Source organism: Streptomyces sp. NPDC001787 (assembly GCF_040297465.1).
Lineage (GTDB): Bacteria > Actinomycetota > Actinomycetes > Streptomycetales > Streptomycetaceae > Streptomyces.
In genome coordinates this window covers 93391-110200 of the sequence record NZ_JBEOZE010000027.1, presented here as the reverse complement: position 1 = coordinate 110200, position 16810 = coordinate 93391, and the positions used below count along the sequence as shown (strand labels likewise).

Here is a 16810-nt window from a genome sequence, read left to right as displayed (position 1 = left end):
TGTTCACGCACACGCAATCAACGGATCCGTCCGGTCGTTCACGCCGCCGGCGGCCGGTGCGGCGGAGGCGGCTTCCGCACCCTCGCCGGCCTCGCGGAACGGCGCGCCCGGCACATCGCGTCCGGTGACGGCACCGGACGACGGGGAGCGGACCCGAACCGCCGACACGCGTTGCGCCCGAACCGCCGACACGCGTGCGCCCGGCCCCCGACACCCGTGCGCCCGACCCCCGACCCGCGTGCACCTGGGCCGTTGACACGCGTACACGGAGCCGGGCAACCGTCGAAATCGACTCAACCACCGGTCAATACGCGCCGGTCGGTCCCCAACAGCCGCCCGGCTGTGGCACTCTGGTGCCGACCGCCCCACCGGGCTCCCCCGTACCGGTGGGGCGGTTCCGCGCGTCCGCCGACGCCGCTTCCCGCCGGCCGCCGCGCCGCGCCGCCTCTCCCGCCGGCCCCTCACCTCTTCATGACGGCGCCTCGGAGCGCCGAACCCCTCGCCTTTCGGCCAATTCCCTCTGTTCGACCGGATGGACGCTCGCACCACGCATGGGAGTGATGCCCCGGGGCAGGCGCTCACACCTCATGGCCTACGACCAGGGGAGCGTGACGAGATGACGGCGCACACCGCGCGGACCACCGGGATCACCGGTACCGGGACCACCGGGGTCACCGGCGCCGCGGAACTGCCGGACGCAGCGCGACGGGCGGGCGACACGGACCGGCTCCCGTGGATCGAGGACGCCGGGAAGATCGCCCCGAGGGACGCGCGCAAGCTGTCGAAGCTCTTCTTCGACCGCCTCCAGGTCCTGGAGGAAGGAACGCCGGAGCACCAGTACGCGCGCAACACGCTCATCGAGATGAACCTGTCCCTGGTCCGGTTCGCCGCGGGACGGTTCCGCAACCGGGGCAGCGGCGACATGGAGGACATCGTCCAGGTCGGCACCATCGGTCTGATCAAGGCGATCGACCGGTTCGACCTGTCCCGCGAAGTCGAGTTCACCTCGTTCGCCGTGCCGTACATCGTCGGAGAGATCAAGAGATTCTTCCGGGACACCAGCTGGGCCGTCCATGTGCCCCGGCGCCTTCAGGAGCTGCGGGTCGACCTCGCCAAGTCGAAGGAATCCCTCGCGGGCGATCTCGACCGGGACCCCACCGTGCCCGAACTGGCCGAGCACCTGGGGATCGAGGAGACGGAGGTCACCGAGGGGATCGTCGCCTCCAACGGCTACACCGCGGGTTCGCTGGACATGCCGACCGACACCTCGCAGTCGGGACGCCACAACGCGGGCGGGCGCACCTTCGCCGATGTGCTGGGTGAACCGGACCCCGCCCTGGAGAACGTGGAGAATCTGCACACGCTCGCCCCGCTGCTCGGGGAGCTCGACGACCGTGAGCGGCGCATCATCGACATGCGTTTCGGTCAGGAACTGACACAGGCGCAGATCGGCGCGGAGCTCGGCATCTCCCAGATGCATGTGTCACGGCTGCTCAGCCGCATGCTGCACAAACTGCGCAGCGGGATGCTCACCCAGGAGTAGCCGCCGGCGCCCTTGTGTTGCTTCCGCGTTGCAGGTTCATGGCCAAGCGGCCGACAGGCTTCTCGGACCGCGCGAACGCCTCTACGGTCCGTAATCAGCCCGTCGCCAGCGCGTGCTTCTTGACGATCAGCCACTGAACCAGCGTGCGAGGAAACACATGAGCCAGCCCCTCGACTCCGTCACCGCAGGGCACACCCCCCAGGACCAGGAGCGGCAGGACGCCGGGCCCGCCTGGTCGTTCGAGACCAAGCAGATCCACTCCGGCGCCTCCCCCGACCCCGCCACGGGTGCCCGTGCGGTGCCGATCTACCAGACGTCGTCGTTCGTCTTCCGCGACACCCAGCACGCGGCCGACCTGTTCTCGCTCGCCGAGCCCGGCAATATCTACACCCGGATCCACAACCCCACCCAGGACGTCCTGGAGCAGCGGATCGCCGCGCTGGAGGGCGGCGTCGCGGCCGTCGCGCTCGCTTCCGGGCAGGCGGCGGAGACCCTGGCGATCCTGACGCTGGCCGGTGCCGGGGACCATGTCGTCTCCTCCACCTCGCTCTACGGCGGCACGTACAACCTGTTCCGGCACACGCTGCCCCGGTTCGGTATCGAGGTGTCGTTCGTCGAGGACCCCGACGACATCGCGCAGTGGCGGGCCGCGATCCGGCCCAACACCAAGGCGCTGTTCGCGGAGACGCTCGGCAACCCGCGCGGTGATGTGCTGGACATCCGCGCCGTCGCGGACGTGGCACACGCCTCCGGGCTGCCGCTGATCGTCGACAACACCGTGCCCACGCCCTATCTGCTGCGGCCGATCGAGCACGGCGCGGACATCGTGGTCCACTCCGCGACCAAGTTCCTCGGCGGGCACGGCACCACCCTCGGCGGGGTGGTCGTGGACGGCGGCACCTTCGACTTCGGTACGCACTCCGAGCGTTTCCCCGACTTCCACACCCCGGATCCGAGCTACCACGGGCTGCGTTACTGGCCGGACCTGGGACCGAGTGCCTTCGCCGTGAAGCTCCGCGTCCAGCTGCTGCGCGACCTGGGGCCCGCGCTCTCGCCGCACTCGGCGTTCCTGCTGATCCAGGGTGTGGAGACGCTCAGCCTCCGGCTGGAGCGGCACACCTCCAACGCGCTGGCGCTCGCCCGGTGGCTGGAACAGCGCGACGAAGTGGCGGTCGTGCACTACGCCGGACTGGAGTCGAACCGCTGGTACGGGGCGGGGCAGCGCTATCTGCCGCGCGGTGCCGGAGCGGTGCTGTCGTTCGAGCTGCGGGACGGGGCCGAGGCCGGCCGGCGGTTCGTGGACGCGGTCGAGCTGTTCAGCCACCTCGCCAACATCGGTGATGTACGGAGCCTGATCATCCACCCCGCGTCGACCACCCACAGCCAGCTGACCGAGGAGCAGCTCGCGGCCACCGGTGCCACCGCGGGTCTGGTGCGGCTGTCGGTCGGGCTGGAGAACGTGGACGATCTCAGGGCCGATCTGGAGGCGGGGTTCCGGGCCGCGAAGGCGGCGTCCTGAACCCCACGGCCGCCTCCCGCGCGCTTCCCCTCCCGCCGGCGGCCGGAGGACGGCAGGAGGGGGATCCGCCCGGCCGCCGCTCCTGGGTGGTCCTGGACCGGCCGCTGCCGCTGGAGTCGGGATTCGCCCTGCCGGGCGTGCGCCTGGCGTACGAGACATGGGGACGGCGGGCACCCGACGGGAGCAACGCGGTGCTGGTCCTGCACGCGCTGACCGGTGACAGCCATGTGGCCGGGCCCGCGGGCCCGGGGCATCCGACCGCCGGCTGGTGGGACGCGCTGGTGGGACCGGGCAGGGCGCTCGACACCGATCACTGGTTCGTCGTCGCGCCGAACGTGCTGGGAGGCTGCCAGGGCAGCACCGGCCCCTCCTCCCGGGGGCCGGACGGTGCCCGATGGGGCGGCGGGTTCCCGTATCTGACGGTCCGTGACCAAGTGGCGGCCGAGGCGGCGCTCGCCGACGCGCTCGGCATCGAGCGATGGGCGGCCGTCGTCGGCGGGTCGATGGGAGGCATGCGTGCCCTCGAATGGGCGGTGAGCCGTCCGGAGCGCACCGGCTCCCTGCTCGTGCTGGCGGCCCCGGCCGCCGCGTCCGCCGAGCAGATCGCGTGGGGGTCGGTACAGGTCTCCGCGATCCGCGCGGACCCGGGATGGCGGGACGGGAACTACCACGACGCGGCCCCGGGACGGGGTCCGCACCGGGGCCTCGGCCAGGCGCGGCGGATCGCCCATGTCACCTACCGCAGCGAACCCGAGCTGGACTCCCGGTTCGGCAGGGAGCCGCAGCCGGGTGAGCGGCCGGGCCGGGGTGGCCGCTACCGGGTGGAGTCGTATCTCGATCACCACGCGGCCAAGCTGGTGCGCCGGTTCGACGCGGGCAGCTATGTGGTGCTGACGGAGGCGATGAACGGTCATGACGTCGGCCGGGGCCGGGGCGGTGTCGCCGCCGCACTGCGCCGTGCGGGGATGCCCGCCCTGGTCGCGGGTGTCGATTCGGACCGGCTCTACCCGTTGGGGCAGCAGGCGGAACTGGCGGCGCTGCTGCCCGGAGCGGACCGGCCCAGGACCGTGGAATCACCGTACGGACATGACGGATTCCTCATCGAGACCGGTCAAGTGGGCATGATAGTGAGGGAGTTGCTTCCTCCACCCCGCCCCTCCCACCTTCCTCAGGAGCGCCCATGAGTCCCGCACCCCTGTCCGGCTCGGGCACCGGCCCGGATCCCGGTACCGGCACCGCACCGGACGCCGAGGAACAGTACGACCGGATACGGCTTCGTCAGTGGGCACGGGACGATGCGCGCTCCGCCGGCATCGACCGCAAGGATCTGCTGAAACTGGTCGCGGCGGCCTCGGTGGCGGGTCCGCTGGCCTCGGCCGCGTCCCCCGCGCGGGCGTCCGTGCCGGAGCCGGGGCCGGGAGCGGCCTCGTTGCCGGGGGTGGTGAAGCCGCTGCCGCCCGAGCTGTTCACGGTGCGCGGCACCAACGCCGAGACGAACTTCGCGGCGCTGCGCTCGACCGGCCTGCTCACCCCGGCCGACCGCTTCTTCGTCCGCAACCACACCGCCACGCCCCGGATCGATGTGTCCGGCTGGCGGCTGACCGTCTGGGGCAGCGGGCTGACGGGTGACCCGGTGGACTTCTCGTACGCCGATCTGCGCGCGCTGCCCGCCGTCACCCGCACGGCGTTCGTGGAGTGCGCGGGCAACGCCCGGAGCTTCTACGCCTCGCAGCAGAACCAGCAGGTCGGTGGTACGGCGTGGACGCTGGGCGCGATCGGCACGGCGCGCTGGCGCGGGGTGCGGCTCGCCGATGTGCTGCGCCGGGCGGGGCTGGGCCGGCACGCGGTCGACGTCCTGCCGCGCGGCCTGGACGACGAGGTCATCAGCGACGGTGTCAACCTGGGCCGGGTGCGCAGGCCGCTGCCGGTGGACAAGGCCCTGGACGACGTACTGCTCGCCTACGAGATGAACGGTGAGCCGCTGCCGCCCGATCACGGGTATCCGGTCCGTCTGATCGTCCCGTCGTGGGTGGGGATCGCGAACATCAAGTGGGTCGGCGACATCGAGGTGAGCGAGGAGCCGCTGCTCACTCCGTGGAACACGGGGCTGTACCGGCTGTTCGGCCCCGGCTATCCGCCGGAGGGCAGCGCTCCGCTGACCCGCCAGAGCCTGAAGAGCGCCTTCGAACTGGAGCCGGGCGCCTCGTTCCCGGCACATCGCCCGGTACTGCTGACGGGCCGCTCCTGGTCGGGCGGGGCGCCCGTGCGTTCGGTCGAGATCAGCACCGACGGCGGCACCCGCTGGCGTCGCGCCCGGCTGCGGGACGAGCCCCGGGCCGGCAGCTGGGTCCGGTGGTCGGCCGACTGGGTGCCCCGGGACCGGGGGGCCGGGGTGCTCCTCGCCCGCGCGACGGACCGCTCCGGACGTACGCAGCCCGAGACCGCGGTCCACAACACCCAGGGCTATCTGTTCGACGCGGTGGTCCGGCATCCGGTGACGGTGGTGTGACCGGGGAAACACATGTGCGGGCAGCGGCGGGCGGCTGGTAGAAACCCGTCATGACTCCCGGAGCGCTCCCACTCGACCCGTTGGAACAGCTGCTGGCCGAACGGGCCTGCGAACGGCTCGTCATCGAGTTCGTCCGCAGGCTCGACCTCGGCGATCCGTCCACCGTCGCCGAGCTGTTCACCCCGGACGGCCGGTGGGACTGGCCCGCGGGCGAGCGCCGCGTCCAGGGGCGGGAGGCGCTGCGGTCCTACTTCGGCTCCCGTCCCTCGGACCGCCTCTCCCGTCGGATGTGCACGAACACTCTGGTGACGGTCGACTCACCCACCACGGCCTCGTCGACGACGTATTTCGCGACCTACCGGGTCGACGGTGCGACGGACACCCTGCCCTCCCCCCGCCTGCCGGCCAACGTCGGCCACTACGAGGACACGTTCCGCAGGACCGACGGGGTCTGGCTGCTCGCCTCGCGCACTCTGGTGCTGGCGTTCGGCGGCGCGACGGAGCGGATCGCGGAGCTGCCCCCGCCCGGCGCCTGACACTCAGGCGGAGCTCACCCGGACCGGGTCCGGACCGTCGTCCCGGACCGGGCCCTCCCCCGCGGCCGGGGTGTGGTCCGGGCGCGGGCCGCCTTCGGTACGTGCTCCCGCCAGGACGGCGGCGTGCACCGCCCTGGCGATGCGGGACCCCCACGGCGAGCGCGGCCCCGCGAAGGACTCACCGCCGTCGGGACCCGGCTCCGGCGCCGCGACGCACACGGCGTCCGTGGGTGTGCCCGAGCAGTCGAGGCCCGCGTCCAGGAGCGCCTGGACCTTGGCTTCGGTGGCGGTGGCGATCGCGTTGACCAGGGCGGCGTCGGACAGGGCGACGGGAACGGTGACCACGATGTTGACGGTGCCGGGGCGCGGTGCCCCGACGGCGGCTCCGGCCGGTGCGGCGGCCCAGCCCCGGACACCGAGGCCGCAGGTGGCGGTCGCCGTGACACCCTCGTCGGCGGCTTCCGCGCGGGCGGTGACATCGGCAGCCGTCATCAGCCCGGCGCCCGGCCCGGTGAGCCCTTCCGCCGCGGCGATCCCGGCCAGGTGCCGGTCGGGGTCCAGCCGCGGATAGCCGCCGGGCACCTGTGCGTTGAGGATCCACTCGCGGGGGCCGATCCCGCCGCCGAGTACGGCGCTGCTGCACACCCGTACGCCGGGCCCCAGCCGCCACACCAGATGGTGCAGGTCCTGTCCGTCCTCCCGCCGGGACAACAGCACCGCGCGCTGTCCGGGCGGATGGGCACTGGCGGAACGGATGGGGCACCCCCGGGTGGTACGGCAGGACGACGGCCGACAGCCGTCCGTCGATCATAGAAGCCGCGCGGACCGTGCCACGCGGGGGTACCCACGACCGCGGCAGTCCGCCGCTCACCCGATCGGCCTAATCGCGGCCGTGGAACCGTATCGGTGTCGTACGGGCCCTGGACCCAGGACCGGGGCCGCGGCCTCCCGGCCCCGTGAGCCGGGAGGTTGCAGCGTCCATCCGGGTGAGGCGCGATGGAAGCCGGAGGCGCCTCACCTGGTGGATCCACCCACAGGGCGTGTCCGGGCGAGGAGGAATCGGTCATGGGAGCCGCTGACGGTTTCACGGATTCCGGGGAGTTGGACGGTCTGACCGTCTATGACAGCGAAGGGGAGAAGGTCGGCAGCGTGGGCCGGGTGTACGTCGACGACGACACCGGCAGGCCCGACTGGATCACGGTCAAGACCGGCCTGTTCGGCATGAAGGAGAGCTTCGTCCCGCTCGCCGGAGCCCGGCGCGTGGGCTCGGACCTGCACATCTCCCATCCGAAGGACAGCGTCAAGGACGCCCCGAGGGTGGACGCGGACGCGCACCTGTCCGTCTCGGAGGAGGAGGAACTGTACCGGCACTACGGGCTGACCAGGAAGGCGGGCAACCTCGGCGACAAGGCCCGTACGGGCCCCGGCGCGCCGACCGCCGCCGGAACCGGCGCGATGGGCGCGGCCGGAGCGGGAACGGCCGGAGCGGCGGGAGCCGCGGCCGGCACGGACCGGGCGACCGGCAGGGCCACCACCGGAACGGCGGCTGCCGGGGCGGCCGGCACGGGGATGGCGGGAGCGGGTACCGCAATGGACAAGAACCGCGACATGGACACCTCCGCGACGTCACGGCCGCTCGCCGGTGCGGGGGCCGAACGGTCCGCCGCCGGTCACGGCGGCAAGGAGGAGATGATCCGTTCCGAGGAGCAGCTGCACGTCGGCACGGAGGAGTACGAGAGCGGGAAGGCACGTCTGCGCAAGTACGTCGTGACCGAGAACGTCACCCGCACCGTGCCGGTCTACCACGAAGAGGTACGGGTGGTCCGCGAGCCGCTCCAGCCGGGTGAGAAGAGCGCCGGGACGACGAACATCGGTGAGCAGGACGTCGAGGTGACCCTGCACGCCGAACGGGCCACCGTCCGCAAGGAAGCCGTCCCGGTGGAGCGCGTGCGCCTGGAGACCAACAAGGTCACCGAGCAGAAGGAGGTCTCCGCCGAGATCCGCAAGGAGAAGATCGACTACGCGGACGGCAAGGACATGGGCACCGGCAAGGACATGGGCGGCGAGTTCGGCCAGGGACGCCGCCGCTGATTCCCGCACACCGCGGCCGGAGGCCGCTCCCACGTCCTCGACTGCCGGACGGTCCCGTGCTCACGGCCCGTCCGGCTGCGACGCCCGCGGGTGCCCGGCAGCCGTCCGCCGGCGCTCTCCGCCGGACAGGGTGCCAGGACTGTCCGGCGCGGTGGGCCGGCCGGTGCGGCCGGGAGGTCGTCCCGGCCGCACCGGCCGCACGGCACCGGTTCGTACCGTCCCTCAGGGCCGCCGCAGAGCGATCACGGCGTTGTGGCCGCCGAAGCCGAAGGAGTGGCTGACGGCCCGCCGTACGGGCAGCCACCGCGGGACCTTGGTGACGCAGTCGATGTCGAACCCGGGCGCGGGAGCGTCGAGGTTGGCGATCGGCGGTACGAGCCCGTGCTGAAGCGTGAGGATGGTCAGCCCGGCCTCGATGGCACCGGCCGCCCCCATGCAGTGCCCCAGTACGCCCTTGGGTGCGGTGACGGGCGGCCGGTGCGGATAGGCCCGGCTGATGAGGGCGGCCTCGGTGGCGTCGTTCAGCGGTGTGGACGTGCCGTGTGCGTTGACGTGGTCGACGTCTTCGGCCTGCCATCCGGCATCCCGCAGCGCCGCGTCGACGGCCGCGCGGGCGATGGTGCCGGAGGGGTGCGGGCTGGTGGGATGGTGGGCGTCGGTCGTGGCACCGGTGCCCGCGACCAGCGCCCGGAGGGCCGCGCCCCTGGTACGGGCTTCCTCGGCCCGTTCCAGCACCATGATGGCGGCCCCCTCGCCCATCACGAGTCCGGCCCGGTCGGCGCCGAAGGGCCGGCAGAGCCGGGACGGATCGCCGTCCCGGAGCGCCGCGGCTCCCGAACGGGCGAGGCCGGTCATGGCGACCGGGAACACGATCGACTCGGTGGCTCCCGCGATCGCGATGTCGCACTGGCCGGTGGCCAGCAGGTCCCGGGCCACGGAGAGGGCGGTGACCCCGGACGAGCATGCCGTGCACGGCGCGAGGCTGGGGCCGGTCACCTTCATCTGGATGGCGATCTCCGCCGCGGGCATGTTCGGGATCGTGAGCAGGATGCCCGAGGGCGAGGTCGCCGCGGGGCCGCGCCGTTCCAGTGCGACGGCCTGCTCGGTCAGACCGGCGGAGCCTCCGCTGCTGGTGCCCACGACCACGGCGACCCGGCTCCCGTCCCAACCGGCGGGGTCGAGTCCGGCGTCGGCCACCGCTTCCCGCGCGGCGAGTACGGCGAACTTGACGTATCTGCCCATCCGGAACGCCGTACGGCCCCCGACCGCGGCGTCCAGATCGATGCCCGAGACCGTGCAGGCGAAGTCGACCGCGCAGCCTTCGAGTTCCGGGACGGTGTGGGCCGGTGAGACCCCGGCACAGACGCCGTCCCAGGTGGTGTCGGTGTCGTTGCCCGCCGGGGTGATCATCCCCAGGCCGGTGACGGCGATGGCGGGCCTGTTCATCGCGCGTGGCTCACCGGCACCGCACCGTCGACGCCCTCGCGGATGAACTCCGAGATGTCGGTGAGCGTCGCGTCCTTGTAGAGCTTGTCCGAGTCGGCTTCGACGCCCAGCGTCTCCTTGATGATGACGGCGAACTCGGCGATGGCCAGGGAGTCCATCTCCAGGCTGTCCATCGTGGAATCCGGGAGGATCTCGACAGCGGGTACCTTGAAGGTCCCGGTCAGCACCTCGGTGATCGTCGGGTGGATCACCCGTTCCCTCTCCATCGTATTCGCGGTATTCACGGTACTCGCGGTCTTCACGGTCTTCCTCTCATCGGCAGGTACCTCGGCGGTGGGCGGTAAACGCAGCGATCCACCAACGAAATAACTGGATCTGTTTCTTCCGGTTACGCCTTCCGGCGAACCGATTCGTCTACGCTCACCTGCGGCTTCTCCAACCAGCGGGAGAGCAAGGAGGTCGTACCCCAGTACGCCAGCAGGAGGCCTCCGACACCGAACGACGCCGCGGTTTCGCGCAGCGGCCGGCCGTGGTCCCGCAGGCGCCTGCGCACCGAACGGACCGGCTGCACCGGCCTCGTCGGCCGCGCCGCCCTCCCGCCCCCCGGCGCGCTCGGGCCTCGGGTCGCCCGGTCACCGCCACCGTGCCACGGGCCCTCGGGATCGTCGTAGGCGTCCGCGTAGCCGGGCCCCGCGATCGGCCGGTCCGCGAGCAGTTCCTCCGGCAGCGCGAAGGATTCGATCAGCGCGGGCGCGTGTTCGGCGACCGCCGCGATCAGCTCCTCGATGGCGTCCGGCAGCGCATTCACCTGTTCGGCGGTCACCTGTCCCGCCGCGAGCAGGTCGCCGCTGTTGCGGGCCACCCATTGGAGGGCGAACAGCCGTTCCAGCTCGGCCAGGCGGTCCCGCGCCTGCCCCGCCGGCAGCCCGGCCACGGCTTGGGCGTACGCCTCGGCCGCCTGCCGGTACGCGTACGCCTCCACACCGCGCAGGGCGGAGCCGGACGCCGCGTTCCAGCGGCTGAGCAGATCACCGTTGGGAGCCCCGCTCATCTGCTCCCCGGCCCGGGTGAACCAGATGTCCTCCACGGCCGCGAGAAGCCGGCCGAGGAACCGGGGGTCGGTCAGTTCACCGGGCTCGGCGGGGGCGGCGGCCCCGTTCTGCCGCTCGGCACCGAAGAGCATCTCGGCGGCGGCCTTGGCGTGGACGGCGAGGTTGTCGCCCTCGGCGGTGATCACTCCCTCCACCCCCGTGAACACTTCGGTCATGCCGTTGTTCTCCAGCAGCCCCTGCGCCCCGCACCGCTCCCGGCACTCGACGATGACGCTACGGGCCTGCCAGGTGATCCACCCCTTGGCCACGGCGACCAGGCGCTCCGCGTCGTCCCGGTCGGCATCGGTGCGCTCCTCCCAGCGCTGGAGCGCCCGGCGGTGCAGCAGACTCATCGCGAAGACCGTCGCCATCGCCCCGGCGAGCGGGCCGTGGTGGGTCCGGTGGGCGTACACGGGAACCCGCTGGGAGCCGCGGACCCCCGCGATGAAGCGGTGACCGGCGTAGCGGACGGCGATCGCCAGGATCATGCGGGCGGAGCCGACCGCGCAGGCGCTCATGGAGATCTTGCCGGGGGCCACCCGCCCGATGGAGGTGAGGAACCGGCGCCTGCGGTTGGCCAGTTCGCTGCTGAACTCCCCGCCCTCGCCGAGGTGCCCGTGCGCTCCGGCGAGCAGGGCCTCGCGCCCCACGAAGAAGCGGTCGAAGGAGGTCAGGCAGTGGTCGACCGGGCTGCCCATCCGGGCCGGCAGCCGCCGCACCCGTACGCCGGGCAGGGCGCGCGACTCGTCGGTGAGCGGTGCGAGGAAGAGGAAGACGCCGTGATCGGTGCCGTCGACCAGCAGCCGGGCGGCCACCACCCCGGACTTGGGTCCCCCGGCCGGGCTGGTGTTGGGCATGAACTTCTGCGCCCCGCAGTGCGGGGTGTCCAGGACGAAGCCGTCGCGTTCGCGGTCGTAGGTCGCGGTGGTCTCCACGGCGGGCGCGTCGTTGCCGTGCGCCACTTCCGTGCACAGGAAGGTGCCGGTGCGCCGCAGCCGGATGAAGTCGGACAGGTCGCGGTCGACCGGGTCGTGGTCGAGGAGGCTGCCGAGGAAGAGGTTGTAGTGGATGCCGGCGACGGTGATCAGTGTCGCGTCGACCGGGCCGAGCCATTCGTGCAGGGCGGCGAGGGCGCGGGGGTCGGAGGCCAGCCGGGCGGGGTTGTCGAGGGAATCGTTGAGGATCCTCAGCCGGTCGTAGGAGAGGGCGAGGCGCTCCTCGGGGGTGCCGGTCGCGAGACGGCGGAACGGTTCTGTGGTGATCAGCCGACGCCAGAACCCGTGCTCCTGACGGAAGTTGTCGCCGAAGAGCACCCGGGTCAGCAGATCTTTGGTGGACGGAGGGGCCACGCTGTTCATGGTTACGGTCACGGACGTAGAACGATCAAGGAACGGCGAGGACACCCCTCGCCGTTCCCGGACATGTGCACCGTTCACACCCGTTGGAAAGCGAGTGCGACATTGTGGCCGCCGAATCCGAACGAGTGACTCACCGCGGTCTCGACCTGTTGGTGGCGGGCCTCCTTGGTCACGCAGTCGAGCGGGAAGGCGTCCGGCAGGGAGTCCAGGTTGGCGATCGGCGGGATGAGCGACCGCTCCAGTGTCAGCACGGTGGCCACCGCCTCGATCGCGCCCGCCGCCGCCAGGGTGTGCCCGGTCACGCCCTTGGGCGCGGTGACCGGGGGGCGGTGCGGGAAGAGCCGGGAGATGAGGGTGGTCTCCATCGCGTCGTTGAGCGGGGTGGAGGTGCCGTGGGCATTGATGTGGTCGACATCGCCCGGCGTCCAGCCCGCCTGGTGCAGGGCCGCCTCCACCGCCCGCTGGGCACCCCGGCCGCCGGGTTCCGGCGCGGTGGGGTGGTGGGCGTCCGTACTGGACCCGGCACCGGTGAGCAGGGCGCGGGGGCGTCCGCCGCGGGCCCTGGCCTCGTCCGCGCGTTCCAGGACGAGCATGGCGGCGCCCTCACCGATCACAAAGCCGTCCCGGTCCGCGGCGAACGGGCGTGAGGCGCCCGCCGGATCGTCGATCCGGGTGGACAGGGCGCCCATCCGCGCGAACGCGGTGACCACGAGCGGAGTCAGTACGGACTCGGCGCCACCGGCCACCACCACGTCGCAGCTGCCGCCGATCAGCAGATCGCGCGCCACCGCGATCGCGGTGGCCCCCGAGGCACATGCCGTGGCGGGTGCCAGGCTGGGGCCGTACGCCTTGAGCGCGATGGCCACCTCCCCGGCGGCCGCGTTGGGGATCATCATCGGGACCAGCAGCGGGGACACCGCGTCCGGCCCGCCGGACGCCAGCCTGGCGACGTTGTCGACGAGTACGGACACACCGCCGACGCCGACGCCCAGCACCACACCGACCCGGGTGCCGTCCCAGCGGGCCGGGTCGAACCCGGCGTCCCTGACCGCCTGCCGGGCGGCGACCACGGCCAGTTTCACGAACCGGGCCATCCGCCACACCGAGCGTCCGCCCACCGCCGCGTCCAGGTCCAGGCCGTCGACCGGGCAGGCGAAGTCGACCGGCAGCCCCGCCAGTTCCTCGCAGCGCCGGGCGGTGGAGTATCCGGAGCACAGCCCTTCCCAGAAGCTGTGCTCGTCCGCCCCCGCGGGAGTCACCAGGCCCACTCCCGTCACCGCGACAGCGGTACCGGCTCCGGTGTCCTTGTCAGCGGACTGCGCCATTCTGTGTTCCTTCCATAGAAATCGTCTGCGGGGTGCCCGGCCAGCGAAGTGCCACGGAACCCCAGGTCAATCCGCCCCCGAAGGCGGTGATCAGGATCCGGTCCCCGGCCCTGAGCCGGCCCCGTCCTTCGGCGTCCGCCAGGGCCAGGGGAATGGAGGCCGCACCGGTGTTGCCGACCCGCTCCAGATGGGTGACACAGCGCTGCGGCCCGATGCCGACGCGTTCGGCGACCGCGCGCAGGATCCGTGCGTTGGCCTGGTGCGGCACGAAGTGATCGACCTCCGCGGCGTCCCAGCCCACCCTGGCGAGCAGTTCGCGGCATGATCCCGTCATCCGCTGGACGGCGTGCTGGTACACGGTGGGGCCCTGCATGCGGAAGAACTCGTCGCCCGCCGCGGCGGGCCGGTCCGTCGACCGGGCGCGGGCGCCCCCGCCCGGTACGGTGATGAGGTCGTACCCGGTGCCGTCGCTGCCCAGGTCGAAGGCGAGCAGCTCGCCGGGCGCCCCGGTCCGCCCGGCCGCCACGAGAGCCGCCCCCGCCCCGTCGCCGAAGACCACACCGGCCGAGCGGTCCGCCGGGTCCAGCCAGGCCGAATAGACATCGGCGCCCACGAGCAGCACCCGCTCGTACAGACCCGAGGCCACCAGCCCGTGGCAGACCGCCAGCCCGTAGACGAAGCCGCTGCACACCGCCGCGATGTCGAGCGCGGGCACGGTGCCCAGCCCCAGCCGCGCGGCCAGGGCGGGTGCCGTTCCCGGGCAGAGGTGGTCGGGGGTCGCGGTGGCGAGGACCAGGGCGTCCACGGGGCCGGGTACCGGGTACCTGCCGAGCAGCCGGCCGGCCGCCTCGAACGCCACGTCGCCGGTCGCGAGTCCCGGCCCCGCCCGATGACGGCTACCGATGCCCGTCCGGGTGCGCACCCAGGAGTCGTCCACCCCCCACGCCGCGGGCAGTTGGTCGTTGCCGACCGGTTCCCCCGGCACCCACCCCGCCACGCTCTCCAGTACCGCCGTGCGTGTACCGGCCCGTAAGACACCCCGTTGGGCACCCGGCCCCGTACCGCTGTCGACTGCGCGTCGCCTCGCCACCCACTGCCCCGATTCCCTTGTCGAACGTGCCAACCGGTTGGCGAACGGTGCAGCGCTCGGCGGGGGTGCGTTCGATTGGGCCAAACGGGGGAATCGGCACAGAATTATGCCCTGTTCCGCGCGACTTAAACCGAGTTGGCCCACGCGGCTGTGGCGCCGTGTGTCAGGTCCGGGCGAGTGCCTGCGTCAGTTCGCTCAGGTCGGGCGGATTGGCGCCCGCGCGGGAGACCGTCACAGCGGCGGCGGCCACCGCGTGGCGCAGCACATCGGCGACGGTGTCCCGGTCCGGCGCGTACAGCCGTGCGCGGCCGTCGGCCCCGAGCAGCCCCCGCCGGGCGAGGGCGTGCAGGGTGCCCGACATGAACGCGTCGCCCGCGCCCACGGTGTCGACGACCTCGGCGGGCAGCGCGGCCACCGCGACCTGTCCCCCCGGGATCACCGCCAGGGCGCCGTCGCCGCCCCGGGTGACGAGGACCATGGCCGGACCGCGGCCCAGCCACCGCCCGGCGACCGTCCTCGGGGACTCCCCCGGATACAGCCACTCCAGGTCCTCGTCACTGGCCTTGACCACATCGCTGAGCGCGACGCACTGTTCGACGCGGCGCACCGCCTCCGCGTGATCGCCCATCAGTTCCGGCCGTACGTTGGGGTCGTAGCTGACGGTCGCGGTGCTCCGCAGCGCGCCGACGGCGTCCAGGACGGTGGCCGAGCCCGGTGCCATCACCGCGGCGATCGACCCCGTGTGCACATGGCGGGGCGGCCGTTCCTCCACTGCCGGGCCCAGCGTCCAGGTGATCTCGAAGGTGTACGTGGCCCGGCCGGCCGCGTCCAGGGTCACGGCCGCGGACGGGGTGGGCGCGGCTTCGGCGTCGGTCCGCACCGCGACCCCGGCGGATTCCAGGTGCTCCCGGATCAGCCGGCCGTTGGCGTCCGGACCGAGCTGGGTGCGCAGGGTCACGCCGTGGCCGAGCCGGGACAGGCCGTACGCGACGTTCGCCGGGCTGCCGCCGGGGTGCACCCGGTCGGCGGCGCCCGGCAGCCGGACGATGTCGGCCACGCTTTCGCCGATGACCAGCAGATCGGGTCCGTCGAGCTCGCGGGACATGAGGGGGCCTCCTGGAGTGCCGTGACGACGGTGTCCTGGCAGGCGGCGCGGCCCCGGACACATGGAGTCCGATCCTGCCGGGTGCGGGGCCCCGGCGGGAACGGGGGCCGGACGGCGGGCGGGACGCTCACCCGTTGCGGACGGCCCCGACCGCTTCGGTCACCAGGCCGAGGAAACGGGCGTGCGCCGCCGGGCCGAACAGCGGCTCCGGGTTCCACGGCACGATGGGCGCGCTCCGGCGGAGCGTCGACCGGCCGGCGGCCCCCCGGAGATCGTCGAGCGGGGTGGCGTGGGACCGGGCGTCGGTGAGCACGACGTCCGGGCGCAGCGACGCCACCGAGGCCCAGCCGAGGGTGGACCAGTTCGCACCGGGCCCCGCGGCCGGCTCCACGAGATGCACGCCGAGCTCGGCGAGGACCCGCAGCTCGGGCCACATCCCGGGGCGGGCCACATGGGCCTCGGCCGGTCCGGCCGGGGACAGGGCGAGCACCCGGACGGCGTCGGCGGACCCTTCGCCCACCACGGCGCGCAGCCGTTGCCTGGCGGCCTCCAGCTCGCCGTCCGCCGCGGGCATGGGCCCCGCGCCGAGGGAGCGCGCCAGCTCGGCGAAGCGCTCGGTGATCCCGGCGAACGTGCGGGTGCGGCCCACGTCGAGGACGACGACGGGGACCCGCTCCTCCAGCTGCTCGGCGACGTCCGGGGCCAGCCCGTAGACCTGGCCGCCGCCGTAGCCGACGCCGACCACGAGGTCCGGCCCGTCGCGCAGCAGCGTCGCCACGTCCAGGGCACCGCCCGCGCCGGAGTAGGCGACCTCGTCCAGCGGAAGCGTCCCGGTCCTGGCGCGGTCGGGCCCGGCGGCGGGGGCGTCGTGGCCGGAGCCGAAGATCCCGTGCGGCCGTATCCCGTGGTCCCACAGCGTGGCTCCGGCCTGCAGGTACGCGAGCACCCGTGTGGGGCGCCGGGCGGCCGTGGACAGCCGGCCCCGGTCGTCGCAGAACCGCCACTGACTCTGCTCCGTCACGTCACACACGCCCCTCCGCCACCGACTTCCGACGCACTCGTCCGTGCTCGCACAGGTGTACCTGCCCACATCACGGCCACCGCATCCCCCGGCCCGCCGGGAGCCGCCGGGCCGGGGCAGAGGCCTTCACGCCTCTCGCGGCACTCCGGCACTCACCCGGTCCGGGCGGGCGCCCA

The 16810-nt window shown here is 73.0% G+C and carries 14 protein-coding genes; 6 read left to right on the top strand and 8 right to left on the bottom strand.

Going from position 1 to position 16810, the window contains the following annotated elements; translation table 11 throughout:
* Nucleotides 1–616: 616 nt before the first annotated feature.
* The 5 genes from ABT170_RS30605 (at nt 617) to ABT170_RS30585 (ending at nt 6107) form a co-directional block, all read left to right on the top strand.
* Entirely contained in the window at nt 617–1543 is a 927-nt protein-coding gene (locus tag ABT170_RS30605; RefSeq protein WP_351872719.1) for an RNA polymerase sigma factor SigF, read from the top strand.
* Nucleotides 1544–1700: 157 nt separating this feature from the next.
* Nucleotides 1701–3062, top strand: coding sequence for a bifunctional o-acetylhomoserine/o-acetylserine sulfhydrylase (locus ABT170_RS30600; RefSeq protein WP_329945162.1), 1362 nt, complete (start codon nt 1701–1703; stop codon nt 3060–3062).
* Nucleotides 3059–4246, top strand: coding sequence for a homoserine O-acetyltransferase MetX (gene metX, locus ABT170_RS30595; RefSeq protein WP_351872753.1), 1188 nt, complete (start codon nt 3059–3061; stop codon nt 4244–4246). Before ABT170_RS30600 ends, metX begins: the two co-directional genes overlap by 4 nt.
* Entirely contained in the window at nt 4243–5571 is a 1329-nt protein-coding gene (locus ABT170_RS30590) for a sulfite oxidase (protein WP_351872716.1), read from the top strand. Before metX ends, ABT170_RS30590 begins: the two co-directional genes overlap by 4 nt.
* Nucleotides 5572–5621: 50 nt before the next feature.
* Complete coding sequence (locus tag ABT170_RS30585; protein ID WP_351872713.1) at nt 5622–6107, top strand: nuclear transport factor 2 family protein; 486 nt, start codon at nt 5622–5624, stop codon at nt 6105–6107.
* Between the two features lie 3 nt (nt 6108–6110).
* On the opposite strand, the gene ABT170_RS30580 is transcribed toward ABT170_RS30585, so the two are convergent.
* The gene (locus ABT170_RS30580) at nt 6111–6824 is read right to left on the bottom strand and encodes an adenosylcobinamide amidohydrolase (RefSeq protein ID WP_329945165.1); all 714 of its coding nucleotides are present in this window, start codon (nt 6822–6824) and stop codon (nt 6111–6113) included.
* Between the two features lie 348 nt (nt 6825–7172).
* Here ABT170_RS30580 and ABT170_RS30575 point away from each other — a divergent pair, with 348 nt between their 5' ends.
* Nucleotides 7173–8198: a PRC and DUF2382 domain-containing protein gene (locus tag ABT170_RS30575; protein ID WP_351872710.1), complete on the top strand. Its 1026-nt coding sequence runs from the start codon at nt 7173–7175 to the stop codon at nt 8196–8198.
* Between the two features lie 222 nt (nt 8199–8420).
* Here the strand turns inward: ABT170_RS30575 and ABT170_RS30570 are convergent, their stop codons facing one another.
* The 7 genes from ABT170_RS30570 to ABT170_RS30540 all read right to left on the bottom strand — a co-directional run bounded on the left by ABT170_RS30570 (nt 8421) and on the right by ABT170_RS30540 (nt 16634).
* On the bottom strand, nt 8421–9644 hold the full coding sequence (locus tag ABT170_RS30570; RefSeq protein ID WP_351872707.1) for a beta-ketoacyl-[acyl-carrier-protein] synthase family protein: 1224 nt from the start codon (nt 9642–9644) through the stop codon (nt 8421–8423).
* Nucleotides 9641–9910, bottom strand: coding sequence for an acyl carrier protein (locus ABT170_RS30565; RefSeq protein ID WP_329945256.1), 270 nt, complete (start codon nt 9908–9910; stop codon nt 9641–9643). The genes ABT170_RS30570 and ABT170_RS30565 overlap by 4 nt, the downstream gene beginning before the upstream one ends.
* 122 nt (nt 9911–10032) lie before the next feature.
* On the bottom strand, nt 10033–12093 hold the full coding sequence (locus ABT170_RS30560; protein WP_351872750.1) for an acyl-CoA dehydrogenase family protein: 2061 nt from the start codon (nt 12091–12093) through the stop codon (nt 10033–10035).
* A 74-nt stretch (nt 12094–12167) separates the two neighbouring features.
* Entirely contained in the window at nt 12168–13418 is a 1251-nt protein-coding gene (locus ABT170_RS30555; RefSeq protein WP_351872704.1) for a beta-ketoacyl-[acyl-carrier-protein] synthase family protein, read from the bottom strand.
* Nucleotides 13402–14508: a beta-ketoacyl-ACP synthase 3 gene (locus ABT170_RS30550; protein WP_329945169.1), complete on the bottom strand. Its 1107-nt coding sequence runs from the start codon at nt 14506–14508 to the stop codon at nt 13402–13404. Before ABT170_RS30550 ends, ABT170_RS30555 begins: the two co-directional genes overlap by 17 nt.
* Before the next feature lie 163 nt (nt 14509–14671).
* On the bottom strand, nt 14672–15613 hold the full coding sequence (locus tag ABT170_RS30545) for a carbohydrate kinase family protein (RefSeq protein WP_329945170.1): 942 nt from the start codon (nt 15611–15613) through the stop codon (nt 14672–14674).
* 127 nt (nt 15614–15740) lie between these two features.
* On the bottom strand, nt 15741–16634 hold the full coding sequence (locus ABT170_RS30540; RefSeq protein ID WP_351872700.1) for a substrate-binding domain-containing protein: 894 nt from the start codon (nt 16632–16634) through the stop codon (nt 15741–15743).
* Nucleotides 16635–16810 lie beyond the last annotated feature (176 nt).